Here is a 24,820-nt window from a genome sequence, read left to right on the forward strand (position 1 = left end):
AATTGTACTAAAAGGCAGTTTTTTATAATAAACCTAAGAATTTTTGCGTTAAGTTAGTACCAACCGCTATTGAAAAAATATTACTAACGTGCATATATAACGATATGAAAAAAAGAAACATCAATCTACTAATGGTTGTGCAATGGCTGATATTTATGCCGCTGTTATTACCAATGGGCATTTTAGCCGGAGCTTTTGAAGGTATTAAAAAGACCTTTAATAGAGCAAATGCCGACATTTTTGAAGAACAGGCTAATCTTACTGAAATTTAAAAAATAGACCATTTTACTGGTCTACTTTTTAATGAAGAAACTTCATTGTGTCATCTTTAATATCCTCCGTTTCTAATTGAAGGAATTCTTCCCAGAATGCATTTTCTGGCAATGGTGCTTTGCATAAAACAGGCTCTTTTTTCACTGGGTGAATAAAGTATGCTCTTCTTGAATGCAAATTAATAGACGCATCAGGGTTTGGCCTTGGGTAGCCATACTTCAAGTCGCCTCGTATAGGGCAACCCATACTAGCAAGCTGTACACGAATTTGGTGAGAACGTCCAGTGATAGGCTCTACTTCAATTAAATGGTGCTTATTAATAGTACCTATATACCTGTAATCTAGTTCTGCTTTCTTACTGTTTGGTACTTCCTCGTCATGGGCGGTTACCACATTTCTATCTTGGTCTTTAACTAACCAGTGCGTTAATCTTCCTTTCTTTATTCTAGGCTTGTTTCTTGTGATGGCCCAGTATGTTTTCTGAATGTGTCTTTTTCTAAAAAGCTCATTCATCCTTTCCAAAGCCTTTGATGTTCTTGCGAAAATAATCAAACCACTTACTGGTCTATCTAGACGGTGAACCGTTCCTAAGTACACGGCTCCAGGCTTGTTATAAGTTTCTTTAATATATTCTTTGACAGCTTCCTCCAGCGTCTTGTCTCCAGTTTTGTCGCCATGAACAAGTACCCCAGCTCTTTTATTGACTATAACTAGGTGATTGTCTTCGTATATTACTCTAAATGGTTTTTTCATAGTTCTTTACCGCTATTCTACGGTTTCAAAGATGTAAATTCTTTAAATCAGCTCAAGGGCTTTTACACGAGTTTGTTTGTCTGTTTCAATATAATCATCCAAACTCGGTTTTTTCACAAAGGACACATTGTTCATGCAGTTTTCTATCAAATCAGACATTTGAAGGAAACCAATTTTGTCTTTCAGAAAAGCATCAACAGCAATTTCATTGGCGGCGTTCACTATGCACGCCATATTTCCACCTTGATTAAGGGCGTTAAAAGCAAAGCCAAGGTTCCTAAATGTTTCTAAATCAGGCTTTTCAAACGTTAAATTAGGGTAATCCATAAAGTCAAACCTTGGGAAGTCAGACTTTAATCGCTGCGGAAAACCAATGGCATATTGAATAGGCAGTTTCATGTCTGGCAAGCCCATTTGAGCTTTCATACTTCCATCTTCAAACTGTACTAAGGAGTGAATAATGCTTTGTGGATGTACGATGACTTCTATCTGTTCCGACTTCAAGTCAAATAGCCATTTTGCCTCAATAACTTCTAAGCCCTTGTTCATTAAGGAAGCAGAGTCAATGGTGATTTTGGCTCCCATTTCCCAGTTTGGATGCTTGAGGGCTTGTTCTTTTGTAACGGTTTCTAAGAATGCTCTGTCTTTTCCTCTAAACGGCCCGCCAGAAGCAGTCAATACAATTTTCTCAATAGGGTTTAAGTTTTCACCCACTAAACATTGAAAAATAGCAGAGTGCTCAGAATCAACGGGTAAAATTTCAACCTTATTTTCAATAGCCAACTGTGTAATTAATTCACCAGCCACTACTAGCGTTTCTTTGTTGGCAAGGGCTATATGCTTTCTTGCCTTTATGGCTCTGATAGTAGGAAGTAAACCTGCGTAACCTACGAGTGCTGTTAGCACCATATGCACCTCGTCAGACTCTACCACAGCTCCAAGAGCATTTTGACCAGCATAAACTTTTATGTCTAAAGGGTCAAGAGCGTTTGAAACTTGGTCGTAAAGGTCTTCGTTTCCTATGACCACCGCGTTTGGTTTAAACTTGGCAGCTTGCTGAATGAGTAATTCAGCGTTATTTTGTGCGGTTAGCACCTCTATTTGAAATAAATCAGAATTGGCTTCAATAACCTCCAAGGCTTGAGTGCCAATAGAGCCAGTAGAACCTAATATGGCTATGTTTCTTTTTTGCATGCAAAAGGATTTGACTGCAAAGGTCTTAATTTTATGTCAAATTCTGTTATTAATATCAATCACACTATAAATTCAAGCAATTCTGCAAGTATGAAAAAATTAGCAACTATTGTTTTTTGCATGTTATCTTTTTGGATAACGTCTTCAGCTCAGACTCCAAATGAAATAAAGTTGGCTAATTACAAAATGAAGATTAATAACCTTCAAGTAGAATCTGTTGAGGTTGTTCTTTCTAAGGAGATAGAGTTGTCTTTTTGGAATAATGAATTAATAGAACACCTAGAGCAAGGCATATTCACTGCCTCAAAAAAGAAGAATAAAAGTGCACTCACGCTACACAATTTTTTAGTTTACTTCTCTGAATTGGATATTGAGTTGAATCCTAACTTTAAAGACTACGGAAAAGCGACTGGTATCTTTTATTTTTATTCTAAAGAGGGAGAGAAGTTAATAAAAATAAAGTCTGTTAGAGCCGAGGTCGAGACAAAAATGAAATATATGCCCAGACTACTTTTAGAAAAGGCTATAGGAGACTTAGATATCGAAGAGATTGAGCAATCCTTAAGATTGCCCAGCAAAATTAAGAGTTGGCATGAGGAAATTAGTAAAATTAATGAACCGTTCAGGTTTAACTTCGAAACACAAAAACCAGGCGTTTATTTGTTTTTTGAAGACTTAAAGTCAAATGAACCTAGAAGAGCATTGTCAGAAGAAGAGCTGGTTAATATAATACCAGATAAGAATTATCTAAGTATTTATATGGATTTTGGTCTAGATGATAAGAAGATGCAAGCTTCATCAATTCTAAGTAATTATTGGGGGATTTTTACAGGAAAGGAGTATTTGGCTTTGATTGACAATGTTTTAGTAAAACTTCACCAAAAAGATAGCAATTTTGTTTTTCCAGCCTATGCATTAGAGTTGGAGGTAGTAAGTAACTCTCCATCAACTTTACCTTTGTCTTTGGTAGGGAATGTACTATTACAAGGCCCAATAGGTTTACTGGATGCTGGGAACGAAGCTATTTTAGCCTTATGGCGAATAAATAAACCTTCTCTAGAGAAGAAGCTTTATATTTTGAATAAGAAAAATGGGCACTTCAATTATGTCTTTAAAGAGGAAGAATAATTTAAAATAGTGTTTTCTAACATTAGCAAATGAAAAATATATATACGGCTACTGTTCTACTATTTACTTTTCCCTTACTGGCCTTTTCTCAAAAGTATGAACCGTTCTCTGTGAAGGTTAAAAATAGAGTTAATATAAAGGCAGCTCAAGTAAGTTTTGCTTCAGACTTTAGTTTAAAGTCTAAGGGGTTTGTTTCCGAAGTTTCGCAAGATGAAATTTCACATCTTCTTAATACTTGTACCACAAAATTAGAATTTATTGAATATCGATATGAGCCTTGGTTTAGCTATGAAATAAACATAGAAAAAATTGAAGAACCTTTAAATATAGGTAATACTCAAACCGTTTATTGGAATGTTCAAGGAGTGATTTATTTAACAAATGGTATTTCTAGGAACAAACTTCGCCGCTTTGATGAACATGTAAAAGGAAAACAAAGAAAGCTACCAACTTTAGCCTTAAAAGCAATCTTAGAGACAATTGAAGAGGAAAAGGTTAAGGCCTATCAGGAATTAATAAGTGAAGCTCGTAGAGCTAGTCAATTTTATAAAATACCAGAATTTCCTTCCATTGGTGTTTATATGAGCATCGAGGAATTATTGAACAATTCACCAAGCATTTTTTTGACAGAAGAGGAAATATTAGACTCGAATGTTAGAAAAAACTGGTTTTTTGATTGCTTAGAATGTTTAGGTATAAACAATAAAAACAGTAATGAAATATGGGGTCTTTATGACGGCACTAAGTTTATGTATCAAGAGAATGGAGTATTTGTTGGTTTGATAAAATACCAAAACAGCCTTGCTTATAATATGAATGCTATAAAAGTACATTACGCAGAAAGGCTTCTTCTTTCTGGAGGTACATCTGCACTTCAACCAAACGCTCCTTCAAATAAATGGCATATTAAAACGGCAAAGAATGAAATACTTTTGTTAAACTTAGAGACTGGGAAATTTGAAAAGACCAAGGTTCAGTTCTAACATAAGTAGAAGTACCTAAAAACTCCAAGTATTCTTATTCCTATTGTAAGGCTCCAGAGAGAACTTAAAACCACTATCAAAACCAAACTGATTTGACTGTGAGGTAACATAATAAGCTCCCAGTCTAAACCTGGCTTTACCTATTTTAAAAACCCTGTTTATACCTGCATAAAACTCGGAGTATTGATAATTTTGGTCAGGCACATAAAGCAAACCTGCCCCTGCGGTAGTATTAATGCCAGTTTTATTAATAAGTGGGATTTTGCTGGTCAAAAAGCCATTAAACTGATGTTCATAATGCGATTCAAATACCCAACCGAAAGTACTAAATGTTTGAGGAATTAACTGATAGGTAGACATGCTTGGCGAAAACCAAATGGGGTCACCACCTCTTTGATATTTATAATCCATGGGTGCCACCTTTGTGGTATCTAAAAACTTACTAATACTGATTTTGTATTCCGAAGTGCCGAGTATACCCACATTAAAATACTGAGCGATATTAAACTCTATGTTGGTAAAGGCTTTTTTGAGCTTATTATCTAATTGCAATGCTCTTTTATATTGTAAACTGAATGTTGGAAATTTAGAGCCTAAAACTATCTTTTCATTGGGTTCTGAAATATAGAGCTGTTTTGGTGTATAATCTATCTTGAAATTTGTTTTCAGAATGGTGCTGTTTGGGAAAACCTGGGGGTCATTTTCGTCAAAAAGCTCGTCACCAAGCCTAGAAAACTTAAAATCTCCAAAGTCCTCTCGTTTGTTTACCTGAATATCTGTATTGAAGTAAAAACCGTTAAAAAGCTCTGTTCTATGACCAAGGTTTAGGCCCGTGTTTATGTAAAAGTTGTTTCTTTTTATGATGTCTGAGATGGTAGCACTGCCATTAATTACGTCAAAACCCTGACCGACGTTTAAGAAAAGGCTCGATTGTTTAACAGGATTATAGAGATAGTCTACCGTAAGTTGCCCCCTTAAGTCTCTATTGAGAAAACCATAATTCAGATATGGGCTAACCCTAATTTTTTTACGGTTTTCAAAGCGTTTTAGGTAGTTGATGTTATACTGCATACGCCAACCGCCAATAGCCACAACGTTAATCAGTGATGGAATAGAGCCAAACTCCCAATTCGTTTTTTTTGCTCTATTTATATGTCCTACGCCACTCCAAGCTACTTTTAAAAATGTTATTTTATTATAAACAGCGTCTATCGAATCTAAATATTCTTTTGAGTTAACGCGGAGGTCGTAGACTTCTTGTTTTTTGACCACGTCTCGCTCTTCTCTTGATAAGGGTTCTGGTCTTATGCTGTCCCAAAAGGTAGAATCTCTTTTGTATGCCTCTTGTGTTGTTTTCGCCAATTCTGGACCAAAGAAGTTTTTGGCGTAAGTGCTGTCAAAAACAAAGTTAGACTGGCTAACTGTGGTAACTCCTGTCTTTATTTGCCCTGCTTCTTTAAGCTTCCATTCAAATCGTTCTGAAGTGATGACCCACTTATCTTCAAATTTTTCATAAGCTTGTTTAAAGGCGAATTCGTCGTAAATGATAAGGGACTTTTTTGAAAGGCTTAAATCAACCGACTTTAGCACCCATAACTGGTCAAAAACCTCAATTTCTCCTTCATAAAGAGCGTTTCCGGTTTGCTTTGGCTTGATTGAAATTTTATAAACCAGTTTTCCGTCATCGTAAAAGGTGTCTTCTAGTTTGTATTTATATGATGCAAAACCTAGCGGACTAATGGGCGAGACAAAGGAGTTTTCACTCAGCTTATTGATTTGCTGAAGGTTTTGGTAAAGGTCAAACTCTCCATCGGTGGTTGATGTAAAAAACAAGGTTTCTTGTTCGCCTATTTTTTTAACGGCCGTTCGCTCTTCCTTTAATTTATTTGGAGGAGCGGCATATCGAGTAATATTGGCTTCAAAATAATTTTTCTGTGGAATGCTATCGTTTTTGAATGGGTCGTCGTCTTTGCTTGGTTTCGGAGCTTTTATATTGACAGGTTCTTCCAGAGATTTGACATAGGTGTTACAGCGGTAGTTTTGATATTGGTTGAGGTACTTTTCTTTGTTTTCAATAACATTCCTAATCACCTCATAGCTAAAATCTTTCTTTTTGACATTTACTACTACCTCATTAAGCATAGAGGTGTCGGCCTTTAGAAAGATGTTCTTGACATCATCTTTCTCAATAACTAATTCTAAGTATTGGCTTGTGTAGCCGATGTAGGACACGCCAATACGGTGCAAACCCTGCTCTAAGCTAATTTCAAATTGACCCTCGGCGTTTGCTTGGGTTCCTGTTTGAGAGTCATAAACCCTGATGTTTGCTCCCGGTAGGGGTTGGTTATCCTCTGAATAAACATAGCCTCTAAGTTTATAGAAGGTTTGAGCCTGAAGACTCAAAACGCCAAGAAATAAAAAACAAGATAAAATAGCCCGCATTAAAATGGGTTTATTGAACCACAAAATAAGGGTATTTTAACATAGCAAGTTGTTAAAAAGGTTTAAAGGTCTATTGCTCAAGTTTATAAATTTTCCCATCAAAAGCACAGATGTAAAGTTCATTATCTTGGTCTACACCAAAGGCTGAAATGTTTTGGTATTGGTCCATCAAAATTTCGTTTGTGAAAGAGCCATCAGCATTTTCAGTTAAGGCGTATATTCTACCGGAAACATAATCTGCAAAAATGTATTTGCCTACTAAGTCAGGAAGAAGAGTACCTCTATAGGCAAAACCTCCTGTTATAGATTTGTCGCCTGTGCTTTGTGCTATTTCTAATACTGGTGCAATATAATCTGGAGAGTTGCTACCAGATTTGTAGGTGTGTAAGCCTTCCATGTCATTCCAGCCATAGTTTCCACCTTTTGTAATAATATCTACTTCTTCGTAGGCATTTTGGCCAACATCAGCACACCAAAGTCTGCCAGTTTCGGCGTCAAAACTTATACGCCATGGATTTCTTAAGCCGTAGGCAAAAATCTCTTCTCTCTTGGTTGAACTATTTACAAAAGGATTGTCTTGTGGAATGCCATAGTTTTTTCCGTTTTCGGTCTTATCAACATCAATTCTCAAAATAGAGCCGAGAAGCGTTCCAGCATTTTGTCCATTTCCTTTTGGGTCGCCACCAGAACCACCATCACCTACCGAAATATAGAGAAAGCCATCAGGCCCAAAAGTAACTTGTCCGCCATTATGATTTCCATAGGGTTGGTCATATTTGAGAATGACTAATTCGCTTTCTGGGTTTGCTTTGTTAGGGTTTGACGAGTCTAATGAAAACCTAGAAATATATGTTTCGCTGCTAGATACCGTGTAATTAAGGTAGAAAAAGCCATTCTCTTTAAAGTTAGGATGAAAGGCTAAACCTAGCAAACCTTCTTCGTTACTGTTGTCGTCTACTTGGTTTGAAATATCTAGGAAAACACTTTTTTCTGTGACTGCCGATTTATTTTCAAAGACAGAAATAATGCCTTCTTGCTCTACTACAAAAGCTCTATTGGTGCCGTCGTTTGGCACCTGAAAGTCTACAGGTCTTGTAAACTCAAGGTTGTGAAAGGCTACTACCATTTTAAGTTCAGCGTCCGAGTCTGTTCCAATGTTGTTTTGAGCTGAGTCAGAGCAAGAGGGAGCTAAATAGAGTAGGTTTGAGATTAAGAAGAGTAATGTTTTCATCTTATGTGTTTATAATAATTTATCATACAGAGGTTTCGCTGTACTAATATATGAACGAAACGAAACAGTATTTGGCATTTTGTTGCATGAGATTGATGTTTTTATGACATAGATAATAGTTTAAAAAGCCGTGGCTTTTGAAACCGAAAGCTTCTCCTTAGTTTGTTTGATTTTATATCCTTGTTTATTCCAGTCATGCAGGCTGAAATGTTTTAGGTTTTGTTTAAAACCATTTACAGTAAACTCTTCAATTTTGAAGTATTCGCAATTTTGAATGTGTAAGCTTATAGATAAAAACTTGGCATTTTGGGGAATAGGAAAGGAAAGGTTTTGAAGACTATTGTTTAAGTAACTTGTATGATCAGAAAGAAGGTTTTTGTTTTTATCGTGCAGGTAAATTCGATATTTGACAGAACTCTTTTTTTCTAAGTGGCTAATATTTGCTCTAATCTCGAGCATTCTTTTTGAGAGTATTTCTTCAGATTGTTGTTCACTAAGGTTTAGGAAAAGAGTGTAAAAGTTTGGTCTTTGATATGGACTTGATTTTTTAATATATATAATTCCATCAAAAGCATCTCCTAGGTTTCTTTTACAAGTTACGAGTTCACTTTTAGCTGTTCCGTTTGTGATTTTTAAGTCATAGGAATTAAGGTGATTTCTTAATTTATCAGAAAATAAAACGAGACCAAAATTATTAGGAGTGAATGACCCTATAATGTTTCCGAGCTTGTTTTTGTCTTCTAAGATGAGATTTCTTGCGGAGTGAGAATTGTAGAAAACACCTTTCATGGTTTCTGTTCCGATAGATAAATAGTCATTAGAAAATGTTTCCGATAGATATGCTCCAAAGGGCTTGGTTGAGCTAGAGTAGTAATCATTGAATAGGGGCACTTTATTGACATGTAAGTTGTGAGCGAAGAGGATTACAGTTTTACCTCTTAATTCAAATAACCAAGTGAGGTTGTTAAAGATAATTTTATCTCGGATTTGAAATAAAGCGAGAGAGTTGTGTTTATTTATAAAAAAAGCAGAAAGAGTTTCTATGGACTTTAACATACATTCAACTTTAAAATTTAAAGAGTCAGAAAACCCCTTTTGTGAGTTTAAAAATAAGGTTAAGCTATTGGTATGTTTTTTTAAGGTGTCTACTAATTCTTCATTTGAAGATTCAGTGTTTATGAAAAGTTGTCTAAGGGCATTAATATGCTTTTTTGAGTTGTTTATTTCATATGTCTTGAAATGCTTTTCAATAAAATTTAGTACAATTTCAGGTGAGTCCGTACCTGTACCCAGTAGCCATATTTTTTGTTTAAAATCTTTAGTTTGATTGTATTCTGAAAGCCATCCCAGAAAATCAGACATATTATAATGTTGTTTATCTGTCAAGTCATGTATGTTACCATTTCCATTTACCACGAAATCATAAAGTGGATAAGACTCTAAGAGGCCTGTTTCTCCTAATGAAATCATTTTGAAATTGACGTTTTTAACTAAGCCCTTAGCAATAGTTAATTGAATTTTCCTAATCTCATGTGTTCCATGCGTAGCTTCTCCAATAGCTACAATTTTTTTATCATGGATTTTATAGTAAAGAGGCTTGAGACTGTTTGAACTGTCTTCAGTTTCCACTAAATTCTGGTCAAGAGAAATAAAAGAGTCTTGAAGGGTTTTTACGGGATATCTTGAATTTTGTTTGCTTTTTTGGGCTTGTGCTTGGCAAACGAGAAATAGATAAATTAATAGCAGAGTTTTAATTTTTATAGCATTAGCCATCTTATGTTGAGGGTTGATTTTTTAAAGTTAAGTTAATTAACTTTTCTTTTTAGTTAAAAAGACTTAACGTGTTTAGATAGAACTATTGGCCTCGGTAATGCCAACAAACTACACGAATTCAAAGATTTGTGGCAATTATTCAAGTACTTTGTAAAAAATACGAGGATATGATAAAAGTAAGAGAAAGACCTGTAACACATTGGCTGCCCATCACTAAGAAGGAAGTGGAGATGCGAGGATGGGAAGATGTGGATGTGGTAATAGTGTCAGGAGATGCTTATGTAGATCATCCTTCTTTCGGAACTGCGGTTATCGGTCGTATTATGGAAAGTGAAGGCTTTAGAGTAGCAGTTATACCTCAGCCAAACTGGCAAGATGACCTTCGTGATTTTAAGAAATTTGGTAAGCCTAAGTACTTCTTTGGCGTAACCGCAGGCTGTATGGATTCTATGGTAAATCATTATACAGCCAATAAACGTAGACGTTCTGACGACAGTTATACCCCTGGCGGTGAAGCTGGTTTTAGACCAGATTATGCCACTACGGTCTATACTAAAATATTGAAAGAGCTATATCCTGATGTTCCTGTTTTGATAGGAGGAATTGAGGCTTCGCTGCGTAGAGTAACACATTATGACTATTGGGCAGATAAGCTTTTCCCAAGTATTCTAGCAGATTCAGGTGCGGATATGTTGGTATACGGAATGGGAGAGCAGCCATTAAGAGAAATTTTAAGGTTAGTGCAAAAAGGAGTGCCTCTTGAAAGTATTAAAGATGTGAATCAGATTTCTTACCTAGAAGATACTACGGAGGAGGTTAGGTCTTATAAAGGTTGGAATACCATAGAGCTTTCAAGCCATGAAGACTGCCTGAAAGATAAAATCAAATATGCCTCTAACTTTAAGTTAGTGGAGGTAGAGTCTAACAAATGGCAGGCAAATAGGTTGACCCAAAAGGTAGGAGGGAAGACATTAGTTATTAATCCGCCCTTTGTTACTATGACGGAGCAAGAGATGGATAAATCTTTTGACATGCCATACACTAGGCTACCTCATCCAAAGTATAAGAAAAGGGGGCCAATACCGGCTTACGAAATGATTAAATTCTCGGTCAATATGCACCGAGGTTGTTTTGGAGGATGTAGTTTTTGTACTATTTCTGCCCATCAGGGTAAGTTCATAGCCTCACGCTCTCAGGAGTCTATCATGAAAGAGGTGGACGAACTTACTAAGCACCCAGACTTTAAAGGTTATCTTTCTGACTTGGGAGGACCTTCGGCAAATATGTACCGCATGAAAGGTAAGGATGAGTCTATTTGTGCAAAATGCCAAGCACCTAGCTGTATTCATCCGGTTATTTGTTCAAACCTTGATACTTCGCATAATCCTTTAACGGAGATTTATAGAAAGGTAGACGAACACCCAGATGTCAAAAAAGCTTTTGTTGGTTCTGGAATTCGTTATGATTTATTGGTAGATGACTTTAATAAGAATAACGAAGATGGCAACCATGACGAATACATGGAACAGCTGGTCACACGTCACGTTTCTGGGAGGTTAAAGGTAGCTCCTGAACATACGGCAGACAATACCCTGAAGGTAATGCGTAAGCCGTCCTTTAAGCACTTCAGAAAGTTTAAAGAGAAGTATGACGACATTCAAGATAAACATGGCTTAAAACAGCCACTTATTCCTTATTTCATTAGTTCTCACCCAGGCTGTGAAGAGGCCGATATGGCGAATCTAGCGGCAGAAACTAAGGACATGGGTTTCAAATTAGAGCAAGTACAAGATTTCACACCAACACCTATGACGGTGGCTACGGTTATTTACTATGCGGGCGTACATCCTTACACCCTGCAACCAATTAAAACCGTTAAAACCAGAGAGGAAAAACAGACGCAAAACAAGTATTTCTTCTGGTGGAAAAACGACATGAGAGGTTGGATTAAAAGTAGGTTGAACAAATTAGGTAGACCTGATTTGGCCAAACAGCTTTTGGCTCACCCAGTGAAAACAGAGCGTAAAGAGTTTTCAGAAGGAAGACCTCCAAAACGCAAAAAAGATAATACTCCAATTCAAGGCGGCACGCCATCAAAGAAAAAGAAGACTTTTAAGAAGAAGAAAGGCTGGGCTTAGGGCTCAGACTTTTTTTGAATACAACCTCTACCTTTGGGAGGAAGTCCATTTTTACTATGGAGGAAGCTCAATTCTGGGCTTTCATAGCAAGTCCTTTTAAAGGAGAATAGCTCCTTGTAAAAATTTAATACCGAAATTTTAGCAGAATACTTTGGGTTAAACCAATTTATAATCCTCCCCAAACTTTCCCGCGATTCATAGCGTTTACTAATTTTGACGAACCAATAAGACAAACAATACATTGCAAGAACTAGTTATACCAACACGTAAGCCAAGAAAATTTTTAGGAGAAGACTTTGAACTGAATGGCTGGGAGAGCTTGAAGGGTTTTTACGAAGATTTAGTGAGTAGAGAAATCAATTCTGGTGAAGGCTTAGAGCAATGGTTTAAAGACAGAGATGAATTAGAGTCTTACTTGTCAGAAAATATGGCGTGGCGTTATATCAAAATGACCTGCGACACCAAGAACGAAGAAGCTCAAAAAAACTATCAATACTTTGTAACTGAAATACAGCCTCACTTAGCTGTTTTTGACGATAAGCTTAATAAGAAAGCATTAGAAAGTCCTTTCTTAAAAGACCTTAAAGGGAATGGTTATAAGATAGCTCTTAGGAGCATGAAAAAGTCGGTAGAGATATTTAGGGAGTCAAATATTCCTTTAGTTACCGAAATTCAAACAAAGTCTACAGAGTATCAGGCTGCCACTGGAGCCATGACTGTAACTATTGATGATGAAGAAATGACACTTCAAAAGGCGGGTTCTTTCATGATGGGTACAGATAGAGCTAAAAGAGAAGAGGCTTGGTTAAAAATAGGAGAAAGAAGAGAGCAAGATAGAACGAAGCTCGATAAGCTTTTTGACGAGTTAAAAGGACTTAGGCAAAAGGTAGCTGAAAATGCAGACTTCAAAAACTATAGGGATTTTGCTTTTGCTTCATTAGGGAGGTTTGATTATACGCCAAAAGACTGTTTTGACTTTCATGAGTCGGTGGCTGAGGCGGTGGTTCCATTGCTTGATGCAGGACAAAAAGAAAGAAAAGCCAAACTTGGTTTAGATTCTTACAGACCTTGGGATAAAAAAGTGGATGTGGAAGGAAGGGAAGGTTTGAAACCATTTACGGATGGCGAAGACTTGCTGAATAAAACAGAAGCTTGTTTTGATAAAATTGACAAAAGGCTGGGCGATTATATTCGCATTATGCGTAAAATGGGCCATTTTGATGTAGAGTCTAGAGTAGGGAAGGCCCCAGGTGGGTATAACTATCCATTGATGGAAATCGGTGTTCCTTTCATCTTTATGAATGCCACGAGCACGCTACGAGATGTGGTAACCATGGTGCATGAAGGTGGCCATGCTATTCATTCTTTTGAAGTAAGAGAGCTTCCTTTGAGTTTATTTAAAAACACTACCTCAGAAGTGGCAGAAGTAGCATCTATGGCTATGGAGCTTATTTCCATGGAGCATTGGGATGTTTTCTTTGAAACGCCAGAGGAGCTTAAAAGAGCAAAAATAGAGCACTTAGAAGATATTTTGACCGTGTTGCCTTGGATAGCTACGGTAGATAAATTTCAGCATTGGATTTATGAAAATCCAAACCATACTGCTGAAGAAAGGCAGGCCGAGTGGATAAAGATTTTTGAGCAATTTGCCGATACACAGACAGACTGGTCAGGTTTTGAAAAGTTCAAAGAAGCTACTTGGCACAGGCAGTTACACATTTTTGAATTACCATTTTACTATATAGAGTACGGTATGGCTCAGCTTGGGGCTATTTCTGTTTGGCGTAATTATAAAAACGATCCAAAGAAAGGTTTAGAAGCATATTTGAGAGGTTTGAAAATGGGTTATACCGGAACTATTGGCGAAATTTATGAAGCCATGGATATCAAATTTGATTTCTCAAAGGCTACTATTTCAGAGCTTATGGGTTTTGTGGCTTCCGAGTTGGAGGTGCTAAAGGCTTAGGATAACGGCTCTTTTAATTGGCAGAAATGAAGAACACCGTAAGCATAAAGTTTTGGATTGTATTTTTGGTCAATTTGCTTTTTGTGCCAACAATATTGCTGGTGTCTCTTTTCTTTTATCAACAGTTCAAAAGTTCTATTGACGAACGTGTACTTCTTCAGCTGACGTCAATAAAAGGCCTTAAAAGGGTACAGATTGAAGATTTTTTAGAAAGGGAATGGCGTTCTTTTGAGTTTGACTCCGAGGGAGATATTATAGAATTAGACGAGCTTCAGAAGCTGATAAGTTTCCATGGAGATGGCATTTATGATGTCACAGGGGCTGCCAGTGGAGGTTTTCTGAAATTAGCTTTTGTTAAAAAAGAAAATGAAGCCTACCGGATTCAATATGACGAAGGGGAGGAAATAAAGAAAATATTATTAGAGCGAACCGGGATGGGGAAAAGCGGAGAGTCTTACCTAGTAGGGGAAGATTTTAGGTTACGCTCTCGGTCTAGGTTTTATCCTGAGAAAGTTCCTTTTGAGTTTGAGTGTCGCTCCTTTGGCGTTTTAGAGTCTTTTGAGCAAAGAGAAGGAAAAGGAATCTATGATGATTATAGGGGAGTGGAGGTTTATGGAGCTTTTCAGGCCTTAAATGTTAGAGGAATTAATTGGGTTATACTCTCCGAAATTGACACCGAAGAGGCTTTGGAGCCATTGGTTTCTCTAAAGAAAAACCTTTTAATTATTATAGTACTTTCTATTCTAATCATTTTTATACTCTCTCTGTTTTTAGCCCGAGCACTTACCAGCCCACTTCTTAAAATGAAGTATTATCTAGATAAGATGTCTCAGGGCGACTATGATTTTGAGGTTAGTAGCAAGCCTATTGGCAATGAAATGAGGCTGATGTATGTTGCACTTTCAGAAATGGTCAATAAGTTTAAGTCTACCATAGCTTTTTCAAAGGAAATAGGAGGCATGAATCTGGAGGCAGATTACAAGCTAATTGGCGAAAATGACACTTTAGGAAAATCGCTGTTGGCCATGCGTGAACAGTTAAGAAAGTTTAATGAATCTGAATCGCTGAAGCAAAGAGATTTAAGAACTGCTATTATTTCAGGACAGGAAAAAGAGCGTTTAAGGCTTTCAAAAGAACTTCATGACGGTTTAGGGCCAATGCTAACGCACCTCAAACTTTTGGTTCAAAATCAAGATTTGCCTCAGGATAACAAAAAGGCTTTGAAGGATATTATAGACGACACCGTGAATGAGGTTAGAAGAATGACCTTTAATTTAATGCCGCAGTCTTTGATGGATTTTGGGGTAGCAAAGTCTGTGCAAAACCTAGTTTTGATGCTGAAGCCACTCACTGAAATTGAGATTGAGTTTATAAATCATAGTGGAGAAAAGCAGGGAAACTTTGGAGATGAGACAAACATTTGTTTGTTTAGGATAGCTCAAGAATGTCTTAATAATGGTTTGAAACACTCCGAGGCTCAAAACATTGTTTTGGTATTAACAGAAGAAGAAAATCAGGTCAATCTTTATTACTCTGATGATGGTAAAGGTTTTGATTTAGATGCCATTTCTGGAGGTTCTGGATTAAGTAATATGAAGGCCAGAACAGATGCTTTAGGCGGCAGTTTTAACATGAGTAGTGCAGAAGAAGGAACCACCATTGACGTAACCTTACCTTTATAAAAATGATAAAAATAGGCATAGTAGACGACCATCATTTGTTCAGTAATGGGCTAGCAGCCATGTTGTCTCAAATGGGTCATGTGGAAGTAGCAGGTGTTTTTGGTGATGGTGAAGAGTTTATTGATTTTCTAAAAACAGGAGGCCTTGTAGACCTTGTTTTATTAGACATTACTATGCCTAAAATAGGAGGCTTAGAGGTTCTTGAAATTCTAAGAAAATTAAATCCGAATGTAAAAGCTATCATGCTTTCTATGCATAATGATGGCAACTATATAGTGCAAAGTGTTAGAAATGGAGCCTTGGGTTATTTGCTTAAAAACACCGATGAGGAGGAATTGAAATTAGCTATTCAGATGGTTTCAGAGGGGAAAAAGTATTTTAACAAAGAAACCACAGAACTTTTGCTGAACAATATGGCCGTAGAAGGTGAGGTGGCAAAGAAGCTATCTCCAAGAGAAACGGAAATACTAAAAGTTATAGCAGAAGGTTTAACCACCAAAGAAATAGCTGAAAAGCTTTTTATAAGCACACGTACTGTAGAAACTCACCGAGTTAACATGCTTAAGAAGCTCAATGTGAAAAACTCGGCAGAGTTAATAAAAAAGGCTACTGAACTAAAGCTTATTTAAGCATCCGTATTTATACGGATGGCAGGCATACCAAAAGTCACTTCAAAAAAACGGCGGTATTCTTAGATTGACAAAAGCCCTTGCTTTGTACATTTTTGTAATGAAGATATTCATCAATCAAAAGTCAAAGCAATTATGAAAAATATATCAATAATAATGGTTCTCCTTTTAAGTTCTTGTGTGGCATTTGGCCAGCACCCTTTGTATAAAAAAGGACCCAAAGCAAAGAACTATAAAGTTGCAAAAGCAGAAAGCTTACCTGCTACAAAGTTTAGTTTACACGCTCAGCCTTCAGATAAATATGAAGCAGGAGCAAACGCTAAAAACAGGACTCTAAATCAAGAAGAGAAGGAATTGATTTCTGGATACGCGAGGACAGACCTTAAAAGAGGAACTGGGGCAAATGCCAAAAATAGATACGTAAGAGTAGCTAGGGAAAATGAAGGCATTGTTAAAGAGGAAGAAGAGGTATTTGAAAGTAGAGAGGATAGCCAAACTTTACAAAGAAGGTAAATTTACCAAGGCTAACTCCACACTTTTAGTTTTATGGTTTAAGTTTCAACAAACAAACAGTTCTAGTTTAACGTAGGGGTTAAGACTAATTGTGAACCCATCTTACGAAAGTAAGGTGGGTTTTGTTTTATGAGATGGTTTGTTCTACTTCCATTTTTTTAGCAAACTTCAAATATCCCTTCTTTCCTTTTTTTGAAGAGTCGGCACAAACGTAGGTTTTGTCAGAGGCGTCAATCATGGCTCGGCTTATTTCCGCTTCAGTTTCAGAGTTTGCCCATAAATTACCATCTTTATCAATGGCGTCAGCACCTATAAAAGCCTTGTTGGCATGATATTGATTTATGTGGTTTACAGCCATTTTACCGTGCACAGCTTGTCGTTTGCTGTCTAATTCACCGCCTATAAGATTTACCTTGACCTTTGAGTTTTGCAAAACACTTACCACAGGCAGCGAATTTGTTATCACCTTTATATTTAGGTTTCTGATGTGTGAGCAAATGTGTAAAGTTGTGCTACCACAATCAATAAAAACCACATCACGGTCTTTTATTTTCTTTGCTGCGGCTTCGCCAATTTTTAGTTTCTCGGCCTCGTTTTGTGAAGATTTTAGGTCAAAACTGACCATCGGGTTTTCGTCAATTCTAGTAGCACCACCATGTGTTCTTTTAAGAAGGTGTAGTGATTCTAGCTGTGACAGGTCTCTACGTATAGTAATGTCCGACACCCCAAGATGTTGAACCAAATCGGAGGCGGTAATAAACTCTTTTTCGGCCAATAGGCTTAAAATTTCCTTCTTTCTTCTTTCAAATCCCATTCTTTGAATTACATTTGGTCAAAAATAAACAAAAACAATCAAATTCGTTCAATATGGCTGCAATAAATATCATTGAAAATAAACTTTTGTCAGACAATTGGTATACGCTCAGAAAGCTAACTTTTGACTATACCACAGATAAAGGCGAGGTGCAAAGACAGTCAAGAGAGTGTTATGACAGAGGTAATGGTGCGGTGATTTTGCTTTATAATAAAGAGAAAGGTACGGTAATTTTGACGCGTCAATTTAGAATGCCCACTTATCTTAATGGTAATGCCGACGGTATGCTTATAGAAGCCTGTGCCGGCCTTTTAGATAATCAAAGCCCCGAGGAGTGTATCAAAAGAGAAACCGAAGAAGAGACTGGTTTTAGGCTTACTAAGGTAGAGAAAGTGTTTGAGTCTTACATGTCGCCTGGTTCGGTTACTGAGATTTTATACTTTTTTATAGCCGAATATGAGGCTAAAATGAAAGTTAGCGATGGCGGAGGTCATGAAGACGAACAAGAGAATATTGAGGTCTTAGAATTACCCTTTGAGCAAGCCATGGAAATGATAAAAACTGGCGAGATAAGAGATGGTAAGACCATTATGCTTTTGCAGTATCTTATGATTCAGCTACAACAAGAATTACTTAAAGAAGCCTAAAGGGTCTGGTTTTACAGCCAGAAGCTGAGAAAGCAAGTCAAAATTCATAGCTGTTGGGCTTATTTTGTAGCCTTTATGAAAGGTATCCCAAGCATTATCTATGTCGCTGTCTAAAAAGTTAGCGTAAGAAAGCTGCATGTAAGCGTTTGCGTACTGAGGTTCTAATTCAATGGCTTTATTTAATAACTGATATGCCTTAGGCAGGTCTGTATTATGAGCGTTTTGAGAGAAACAAGTAATATAAACCGTAGCTAGGTCTGTTAAAAGAGGAGCGTTTTTGTCATCAGCCTCTAAGCCCATAGACATTAGTTTTATGGCTTCTTGGTGTTCTCCTTTTTGGTATTCTATAACACCAAGTCCCCAATATATTTCGGTGTTATCTGGGTTAAGCAGGTAAGCTAAATTATAACGATAAGTTGCCATTTCTTTATGACCTTCTTCTAAATATTGCCAGCCCATATCTGAAAAGAAAAGGCTTGCTTTTTCTCTGCTTTCAAAGTTTCTGTCGCAGTCTTTTAAAAAGGCTTTGTCTTCCTCCAGTTGCTGAAGGTTTTTTTGATAACCGCCCCAAAGAGATAATTCATTAATGTTTAAGCCTTCAGGAGCCATTTTCCCCACCATGATTACTTCATGATCACGTTGAATAATGGTCTCATTTAGACTTTTGAACATGGTTGGTTCAAAATCCTTATTAGAATCTACTTTAACTTTTTCTGGGGTATTTGAAATAGGAAGCCCTATAGAGCCGGAACTTGCGGCGTCAGATTTCAAAATAACTTGCTGACCAAATATGGTAAAGCAGGTTGAGAATATTATTCCAATTGTAAGCCTTCCTTTCATCTTATATTAAGCACTGTAATTTGTTATATAACGGCAAGTGCTGTATTATTATTTGATATGCTTAACGCCTTCTTTTTTTAGAAGAACGCTTCTTTTTAGTGTCCCTAGGCATATTTTTTTTCTTCTTCTCATGAAAAGCACCTTTAAAGGTTGGGTCTGCCTTTTTCTTTTGCTCATCTATTTCACGAAGAATGACTTGCTGCTCATCAAAAGGGGTTTCAGAGAGCTCGATATCCTTTGGGATGTCCAATTTAGGAATTTTTGTTCGAATAATCTCCTCAATTCGCTCAAGATGATATTCTTCGTTTGGCGTCATAAAGGTTATGGCTACACCCTCCAGGTTAGCTCTACCGGTACGGCCTATGCGGTGTACGTAGTCTTCATAAATAACAGGAACGTCAAAATTGATAACATGACTAACAGCTTGCACGTCAATCCCTCTAGCGGCTACATCGGTAGCTACCAGCACTCTTAGCTCACCACTTTTAAATGCATTGATAGAGTTGATTCTTGTGTTTTGACCCTTATTGGCGTGAATTACTTTTACGTGGTCTCTCCCAATTATCTTTCTGTCTAGAAATTTAAAAACCAGGTCTGCCACCGTTTTTGTTCTACAAAAAACCAGTGCTCTTTTAATGTCTTCTTGGTCTTTAAAAAGGTAGCCAAGTAGATTTAACTTCGTTTGAAAGTTAGGAGCAGGATAAACTCGCTGGTCAATGGTTTCTGCGGTAGTGGCCTGCGGAGTAACTTCTATTCTAACAGGAGCTTCTAAAAACTCTTGAGAAAATTTCTCCACCTTTTCGGGGAACGTGGCTGAGAAGAGTAGGTTCTTTCTTTTACGAGGAATGATTTCAAGAATCTTTCTGATTTGCGGCATAAAACCCATGTCCATCATTTTGTCGGCCTCGTCTAGCACCATGTACTTGATGTCTTTGGTAATAATAATTCCCCTCAGGTACAAATCCATGAATCTGCCTGGAGTAGCCACTATAATATCCAAACCAGCCTGAATAGTTTCAATCTGGGTTTTTGGTCCTAAGCCACCATAAATAGCGGCATGCCTTAGGTCTGTATATTTGCCAAAATCGGCAATAGCATCATTGATTTGGATGGCAAGTTCTCTGGTAGGAGCAAGTATGACACAACGAATATTATTTCCTTGAGCATATTTTATCTTCATCAAAATAGGTAGAAGATATGCTGCGGTTTTTCCTGTACCTGTTTGGGCTATTCCAAGCACGTCATGACCATATAAAAGTGTCGGTATGGCCTGCTCTTGAATAGGAGTGGGCTCTTTATAGCCCAGTTCTTCAATTGCCGTTAGCAATTGTTTATTGAGTGCGAAGTCTGAGAATAAGGCTGGCATTTTTATTTAGTTTTTTCGAGGCTATAGTCAAAGTTTGACTCAAAACCCCATGTGTACTTACTCCAAAAGGTAAGACTTTTTATTTTTTTATTGGCTCCTTTGGTCGCAAATCGAAGGAAGTCGCTTTCGTTAGTAACTTTTTCACTGGCAAGTATTCCTCCCTTCAAAATAGGTGGAGGTATTCTAAAATAATCTTCCGTTTGGTCTTGATAAATCACTTTACACCTTAAATAAGGTGGCTGAAAGAACAGTCGAGCTATTTTTCCAAAGAAGCTATAATGTACATCCGCATTCAAATATATTAAGCTTTCACTTGCTTCTGGAATGCTTATTTCTACGCCAAGTTGCCCTTCCTTCTTTTCTATTTCTTGGTATTCAGGTACCGAAATATTGGTTTCCTTTTCAAATAGAAATAGTTTTTCGTGTGGCATGTTAATGGTATCGCCAAGGGAATAGTTCCTTCTTAGGGCTAAATACGCTCCTTTGTCCATCCAAAGAGGGTTTTGTTCTCTATAATCATGGATGTTTGCTAAAACAAAATCTGGAGCGGTGGTTCCGTTATACTTTTCTTCATTTTTATAGGCAAGCCAATCGCTGTTTGCCTGATACGTTTGAATGATTGGCCTTGGATTATAGGTCAATTGATTGAAGAAAATATAGGAAATTTCCCACGGCATAATATCCACAGATGCGTTGCCAATTTTGTCACGAATAGCCTGCGGCAGAATTCTAATTTTATTGATTTCTTCTTGATGAAAATTCTTTTGATAGTCGTAGTTATAAAACTTTGAAAAGTAATTGTATGGGCTTTTGGCTTTCAATGTGTTGAGCAAAACAAAGACATTTTTACTTTCTTTTGCTTCCGCAGCAATACGGTTTGGAAAGTAGAAAAGGGCGTATTCTTTCAAATCATAATTTGCGATAGCTAGCCTTATAAACTGCGTAGAAACTATTTGAAGAATAAGCACTGTGAAAACCATTCTTGCCCCACCTTTAAAGTGCTTCGCAAATAGGAATATCAAAACAGCCAAAACAGGTAAGAAAAGAAAGAAGCCGAAAACATTGTAATGGCCAGTGGCCGTGTGAGCTTGTTTGAAACAAAGAAACCAAGCCAACGCACTTATGATGTATAAGTATAAGTTGTCAACAAAAAAGGCCAGGTTTTTAAATATATAAAGCAAAACCACGCCTAGAATAATAAATTCTAAAATGAGAAGAAGCCCAAGTTCTTTAATTTTTAAAATGTTAACTGCTTGTCCGTCTTGATAAGCATCTATAATTTTTAGGCTGGCCGCCAAATAATCAGGAATAGACACATTTAGCAGTAAAGAGAAGCTAGCCGTAAAAAGAATGAGAGAAACCGGTGTCAATAAAGCAGCTTTCCAAGAGATTATTTTAGCAAGTAAGAAGTACAGTACAGATAAAAGAAGTACTGTGTAGGCTATCAGGCTTAGGTTAACTTTGATGTAGAATATTAAGACAGCGAGCACTACCGCCAATATTAAACCCAAAGTACTTTTGGTTTGCTGTACGTACAGCAGCCAAAACAGCATCAGATAAAAAAGCGTAAAGGTAACGTCTGCAAAAAATCCCCAAGGTAAAAGAACTAAGACAGCAACTATAGCAGCTTGCCACCATTTGTCTCCCATTTTTAAGAATGAAAGCTTAATTATCATCAAATAGTTAAGCAGCAAAAAGGAGTGAAAAAGGAATAAGACCCAAGGGCTAATTTTCTCAGGTAATAGTGCGGTGTTTAGGAAACCAAGTGGACCATAGTTGAAAATAAAGTCAGTGCCAAAGGTGAAATTTTGGTTAATGGCCATCACCAAAGACTCCGTCCAAGAAGGGTCAATGTCAATACTAGCGTATCCAAAGGGTTCGGCAATAGAAAAAAACAGCAAGCCGAAGATTAAATAAAATAGATTTTGTTTAGCCTGTGAACTCATGGAAAATGGTCTTTGTAAAAGAAATAAACCCTGACAAAAATAGGCATTGTCAGGGTTTAATATAATAGTTGAGCCTTAGCTCACAGTAATTTATAAGTGAATTACCTCGCCATAGGCAGCTGCAGCAGCTTCCATGATGGCTTCAGACATGGTAGGGTGAGGGTGAACAGACTTCACTATCTCCATACCTGTAGTTTCTAGTTTTCTAGCTACTACTGCTTCAGCAATCATCTCGGTAACGTTAGAGCCAATCATGTGACAGCCTAACCACTCGCCATATTTGGCGTCAAAAATAACTTTTACAAACCCTTCAGGTACTCCACCAGCTTTAGCTTTTCCAGAAGCCGTGAATGGAAATTTACCTACTTTGATTTCGTAACCTGCTTCTTTCGCTTGCTCTTCGGTATAACCTACAGAGGCTATTTCAGGAGAACAATATGTACAGCCAGGAATATTGCCGTAATCTAAAGGAAGTGGATGGTGTCCAGCTAATTTTTCTACACAGATGATACCTTCGGCAGATGCTACGTGAGCAAGTGCTTGGCCAGGAGTTACATCACCAATAGCGAAATAACCAGGCATGTTAGTCTCATAAAACTCGTTTACTAAGATTTTGCCTCTGTCTGTAGCGATTCCTACTTCTTCAAGACCAATATTCTCAATGTTGGCAGCGATACCTGCAGCAGAAAGAACCACATCTGATTCTATCACCACTTCGCCGTCTTTAGTTTTGACGGTAGATTTACATCCTTTTCCAGAAATATCAACTTTCTCTACAGAAGAGTTAGTCAAAATTTCGATGCCCATCTTTTTGTATTGCTTCGCCAATTCCTTAGAGATATCAGCATCTTCTACAGGGACAATTCTTGGCATAAACTCTACGATAGTCACCTTAGTGCCCATGCTTGCATAAACATATGCAAACTCAACACCAATAGCACCAGAACCAATAACAAGCATTGACTTTGGTTGCTCTTTAAGGCTCATTGCCTTTCTGTATTCTATAACTTTTTCTCCGTCAATAGGCACATTAGGAAGCTCACGAGCTCTTGCACCAGTAGCTATAATAATGCTTTTACCTTCTACGGTAGAAACAGTGCCATCAGCGGCAGTAACCTCAACCTTTTTACCAGGTTGTACTTTACCGTAACCGTCTATGACGTCAATTTTATTCTTTTTCATCAAGAACTGAACGCCCTTGCTCATGCCATCGGCTACGCCTCTAGACCTGTCAATTACTGCATTAAAGTCGGCTTCAGCCTTAGAAACTTTAATACCATAGTCTTCCGCATGCTGTATATAGTTAAAAACTTGAGCAGACTTCAAAAGAGCTTTAGTAGGGATACATCCCCAGTTTAAGCAAATTCCGCCAAGGTTTTCTTTTTCAATTACTGCCACTTTCATCCCTAATTGAGATGCTCTAATAGCTGTTACATATCCACCAGGGCCAGAACCCAAAATCACCACGTCATATTGTGCCATAGAATTTTATGCTTTTTTATCGTTCTAAATGTTCCGCAAAAGTAAGGAAAAATGAAGATTATTTAGCTACCATGTGCGGTAACGATAGTAATTAATAATTCTCCTTATAATGCTGGGTTTGTAATAGTTTCTAATGAATGAAGTAACTATTGGGTTAACTTCAGGTTTTTGGGGAAGGTTTATGCTTCCAACATGCAGTGTTGTATCATATTTTGAAACCTTATGTTTGAAGTTTGTTCCAGAACCATCTGCTCCAATATTTTCAATTTTAGAGAAACGAGGAACAAGACAATAAGCATTATTTAGGTAATGATGGAAAGTCCACCTGACCGCCCAAGAGTCAATTATGCCTCTTCTTTGTTTGACTAACATGGGTAATTGGTCTTCTCCTGCGTCTTTGAAAATTTCAACTCGCTCTTTATTGTCAATGAAATTTTCAAACTCTTTTACATCCCAATCCACGTTATCCCATTTATTTTTCCAAGTGCCCCAACCCCATGAAGAAGCCCTTTTTACTAAAGAGACTTCCTCGTTTATTTGTAAATCCTCCAGTTTGAAAGAATAGCCTGAAACAGAATAAATTTTTTCATGCCCAACATATTTATCCAATGCATTATTCATAAATGACAAGAAATCATTACTGACCAGAATGTCATCCTCAAGAACAATTACTCTTTTGTGAATATTAATTACGGAGCTTACTCCGTCAATGATAGAGCTTGCAAGTCCTTTATTTTTTTTAGAAAGGTTAATATTGATGCTTTTAAAGCCATTAATATTCTGAATCACCTGTCTTACTTTGTTTACATTTTCTTGGTCTTCTAGGCCTTTGGCAGCATCTGAAAAGATATATAAATCAGATTCTTCTGCTAAAGCATTATTTTTGAGAGCCTCAAGCGTCTGTTGTAGATGATTGGCTCGATTGTAGCAAAAAATTATAATTGGAGCAGGCAAATTATTAGGAGATATGGGTGCACCCAAATTTATCAATTAATAACTACCTTTTGAGCTTAATTTTAT

Annotated in this window: 20 protein-coding genes; 9 read left to right on the forward strand and 11 right to left on the reverse strand. The window is 37.2% G+C overall.

What is annotated here, in order from left to right:
* Nucleotides 1-104 precede the first annotated feature (104 nt).
* Nucleotides 105-272, forward strand: coding sequence for a hypothetical protein (locus AC0L6O_RS01635; RefSeq protein ID WP_341226516.1), 168 nt, complete (start codon nt 105-107; stop codon nt 270-272).
* 28 nt (nt 273-300) lie between these two features.
* On the opposite strand, the gene AC0L6O_RS01640 is transcribed toward AC0L6O_RS01635, so the two are convergent.
* Together AC0L6O_RS01640 and AC0L6O_RS01645 are read right to left on the reverse strand one after the other, a co-directional pair.
* Nucleotides 301-1,026, reverse strand: a complete 726-nt coding sequence (locus tag AC0L6O_RS01640) for an RluA family pseudouridine synthase (protein ID WP_473305805.1) — start codon at nt 1,024-1,026, stop codon at nt 301-303.
* A 42-nt stretch (nt 1,027-1,068) separates the two neighbouring features.
* Nucleotides 1,069-2,220 (reverse strand): 1-deoxy-D-xylulose-5-phosphate reductoisomerase, encoded by a 1,152-nt coding sequence (locus AC0L6O_RS01645; RefSeq protein WP_473305806.1) that lies wholly within the window; start codon nt 2,218-2,220, stop codon nt 1,069-1,071.
* Between the two features lie 90 nt (nt 2,221-2,310).
* Between AC0L6O_RS01645 and AC0L6O_RS01650 the strand changes: the two genes are divergently transcribed.
* Nucleotides 2,311-3,348 (forward strand): hypothetical protein, encoded by a 1,038-nt coding sequence (locus AC0L6O_RS01650; RefSeq protein ID WP_473305807.1) that lies wholly within the window; start codon nt 2,311-2,313, stop codon nt 3,346-3,348.
* A 29-nt stretch (nt 3,349-3,377) separates the two neighbouring features.
* Complete coding sequence (locus tag AC0L6O_RS01655) at nt 3,378-4,331, forward strand: hypothetical protein (protein WP_473305808.1); 954 nt, start codon at nt 3,378-3,380, stop codon at nt 4,329-4,331.
* Between the two features lie 15 nt (nt 4,332-4,346).
* On the opposite strand, the gene AC0L6O_RS01660 is transcribed toward AC0L6O_RS01655, so the two are convergent.
* The 3 genes from AC0L6O_RS01660 to AC0L6O_RS01670 form a co-directional block, all read right to left on the reverse strand.
* A complete protein-coding gene (locus AC0L6O_RS01660; RefSeq protein ID WP_473305810.1) occupies nt 4,347-6,773 on the reverse strand; it encodes a DUF5686 and carboxypeptidase regulatory-like domain-containing protein in 2,427 nt (808 codons plus the stop codon).
* Nucleotides 6,774-6,843: 70 nt separating this feature from the next.
* Entirely contained in the window at nt 6,844-8,004 is a 1,161-nt protein-coding gene (locus AC0L6O_RS01665; RefSeq protein ID WP_473305812.1) for a PQQ-dependent sugar dehydrogenase, read from the reverse strand.
* 120 nt (nt 8,005-8,124) lie between these two features.
* Nucleotides 8,125-9,633 carry an erythromycin esterase family protein gene (locus AC0L6O_RS01670; RefSeq protein WP_473305814.1) on the reverse strand — a complete coding sequence of 503 codons (1,509 nt, stop codon included), beginning with the start codon at nt 9,631-9,633 and terminating at the stop codon, nt 8,125-8,127.
* Nucleotides 9,634-9,944: 311 nt separating this feature from the next.
* Here AC0L6O_RS01670 and AC0L6O_RS01675 point away from each other — a divergent pair, with 311 nt between their 5' ends.
* From AC0L6O_RS01675 to AC0L6O_RS01695, 5 genes are all read left to right on the forward strand, one after another.
* Complete coding sequence (locus AC0L6O_RS01675; protein WP_473305816.1) at nt 9,945-11,915, forward strand: YgiQ family radical SAM protein; 1,971 nt, start codon at nt 9,945-9,947, stop codon at nt 11,913-11,915.
* A 241-nt stretch (nt 11,916-12,156) separates the two neighbouring features.
* Entirely contained in the window at nt 12,157-13,881 is a 1,725-nt protein-coding gene (locus tag AC0L6O_RS01680; RefSeq protein ID WP_473305818.1) for a M3 family oligoendopeptidase, read from the forward strand.
* Between the two features lie 26 nt (nt 13,882-13,907).
* Complete coding sequence (locus AC0L6O_RS01685) at nt 13,908-15,563, forward strand: ATP-binding protein (protein WP_473305820.1); 1,656 nt, start codon at nt 13,908-13,910, stop codon at nt 15,561-15,563.
* A 2-nt stretch (nt 15,564-15,565) separates the two neighbouring features.
* Complete coding sequence (locus AC0L6O_RS01690) at nt 15,566-16,192, forward strand: response regulator (protein ID WP_473305822.1); 627 nt, start codon at nt 15,566-15,568, stop codon at nt 16,190-16,192.
* A gap of 135 nt (nt 16,193-16,327) precedes the next feature.
* Nucleotides 16,328-16,705, forward strand: coding sequence for a hypothetical protein (locus AC0L6O_RS01695; RefSeq protein WP_473305823.1), 378 nt, complete (start codon nt 16,328-16,330; stop codon nt 16,703-16,705).
* 127 nt (nt 16,706-16,832) lie between these two features.
* On the opposite strand, the gene AC0L6O_RS01700 is transcribed toward AC0L6O_RS01695, so the two are convergent.
* Complete coding sequence (locus AC0L6O_RS01700) at nt 16,833-17,519, reverse strand: DeoR/GlpR family DNA-binding transcription regulator (protein WP_473305825.1); 687 nt, start codon at nt 17,517-17,519, stop codon at nt 16,833-16,835.
* Between the two features lie 53 nt (nt 17,520-17,572).
* On the opposite strand from AC0L6O_RS01700, the gene nudK reads away from it, so the two are divergent.
* The gene (gene nudK / locus AC0L6O_RS01705) at nt 17,573-18,166 is read left to right on the forward strand and encodes a GDP-mannose pyrophosphatase NudK (RefSeq protein ID WP_473305826.1); all 594 of its coding nucleotides are present in this window, start codon (nt 17,573-17,575) and stop codon (nt 18,164-18,166) included.
* On the opposite strand, the gene AC0L6O_RS01710 is transcribed toward nudK, so the two are convergent.
* From AC0L6O_RS01710 to AC0L6O_RS01730, 5 genes are all read right to left on the reverse strand, one after another.
* Nucleotides 18,149-19,006: a tetratricopeptide repeat protein gene (locus tag AC0L6O_RS01710; RefSeq protein ID WP_473305828.1), complete on the reverse strand. Its 858-nt coding sequence runs from the start codon at nt 19,004-19,006 to the stop codon at nt 18,149-18,151. The two genes, nudK and AC0L6O_RS01710, sit on opposite strands and share 18 nt — an antisense overlap.
* A 61-nt stretch (nt 19,007-19,067) precedes the next feature.
* Nucleotides 19,068-20,372, reverse strand: a complete 1,305-nt coding sequence (locus AC0L6O_RS01715) for a DEAD/DEAH box helicase (RefSeq protein WP_473305829.1) — start codon at nt 20,370-20,372, stop codon at nt 19,068-19,070.
* A 2-nt stretch (nt 20,373-20,374) separates the two neighbouring features.
* Nucleotides 20,375-22,318, reverse strand: coding sequence for a hypothetical protein (locus AC0L6O_RS01720; RefSeq protein ID WP_473305831.1), 1,944 nt, complete (start codon nt 22,316-22,318; stop codon nt 20,375-20,377).
* A gap of 90 nt (nt 22,319-22,408) precedes the next feature.
* The gene (gene lpdA, locus AC0L6O_RS01725) at nt 22,409-23,800 is read right to left on the reverse strand and encodes a dihydrolipoyl dehydrogenase (protein ID WP_473305833.1); all 1,392 of its coding nucleotides are present in this window, start codon (nt 23,798-23,800) and stop codon (nt 22,409-22,411) included.
* 66 nt (nt 23,801-23,866) lie between these two features.
* Nucleotides 23,867-24,790 carry a glycosyltransferase family protein gene (locus AC0L6O_RS01730; RefSeq protein ID WP_473305835.1) on the reverse strand — a complete coding sequence of 308 codons (924 nt, stop codon included), beginning with the start codon at nt 24,788-24,790 and terminating at the stop codon, nt 23,867-23,869.
* Nucleotides 24,791-24,820: the final 30 nt, after the last annotated feature.

The sequence above is a fragment of the Arcticibacterium sp. GJ41-1 genome (genome assembly GCF_055808875.1).

Coding starts and splice junctions, on each gene's coding strand:
- AC0L6O_RS01635 (WP_341226516.1), top strand. CDS start 105: ATGAAAAAAAGAAACATCAATCTACTAATGGTTGTGCAATGGCTGATA.
- AC0L6O_RS01640 (WP_473305805.1), bottom strand. CDS start 1,026: ATGAAAAAACCATTTAGAGTAATATACGAAGACAATCACCTAGTTATA.
- AC0L6O_RS01645 (WP_473305806.1), bottom strand. CDS start 2,220: ATGCAAAAAAGAAACATAGCCATATTAGGTTCTACTGGCTCTATTGGC.
- AC0L6O_RS01650 (WP_473305807.1), top strand. CDS start 2,311: ATGAAAAAATTAGCAACTATTGTTTTTTGCATGTTATCTTTTTGGATA.
- AC0L6O_RS01655 (WP_473305808.1), top strand. CDS start 3,378: ATGAAAAATATATATACGGCTACTGTTCTACTATTTACTTTTCCCTTA.
- AC0L6O_RS01660 (WP_473305810.1), bottom strand. CDS start 6,773: ATGCGGGCTATTTTATCTTGTTTTTTATTTCTTGGCGTTTTGAGTCTT.
- AC0L6O_RS01665 (WP_473305812.1), bottom strand. CDS start 8,004: ATGAAAACATTACTCTTCTTAATCTCAAACCTACTCTATTTAGCTCCC.
- AC0L6O_RS01675 (WP_473305816.1), top strand. CDS start 9,945: ATGATAAAAGTAAGAGAAAGACCTGTAACACATTGGCTGCCCATCACT.
- AC0L6O_RS01685 (WP_473305820.1), top strand. CDS start 13,908: ATGAAGAACACCGTAAGCATAAAGTTTTGGATTGTATTTTTGGTCAAT.
- AC0L6O_RS01690 (WP_473305822.1), top strand. CDS start 15,566: ATGATAAAAATAGGCATAGTAGACGACCATCATTTGTTCAGTAATGGG.
- AC0L6O_RS01695 (WP_473305823.1), top strand. CDS start 16,328: ATGAAAAATATATCAATAATAATGGTTCTCCTTTTAAGTTCTTGTGTG.
- AC0L6O_RS01700 (WP_473305825.1), bottom strand. CDS start 17,519: ATGGGATTTGAAAGAAGAAAGAAGGAAATTTTAAGCCTATTGGCCGAA.
- nudK (WP_473305826.1), top strand. CDS start 17,573: ATGGCTGCAATAAATATCATTGAAAATAAACTTTTGTCAGACAATTGG.
- AC0L6O_RS01710 (WP_473305828.1), bottom strand. CDS start 19,006: ATGAAAGGAAGGCTTACAATTGGAATAATATTCTCAACCTGCTTTACC.
- AC0L6O_RS01715 (WP_473305829.1), bottom strand. CDS start 20,372: ATGCCAGCCTTATTCTCAGACTTCGCACTCAATAAACAATTGCTAACG.
- AC0L6O_RS01720 (WP_473305831.1), bottom strand. CDS start 22,318: ATGAGTTCACAGGCTAAACAAAATCTATTTTATTTAATCTTCGGCTTG.
- lpdA (WP_473305833.1), bottom strand. CDS start 23,800: ATGGCACAATATGACGTGGTGATTTTGGGTTCTGGCCCTGGTGGATAT.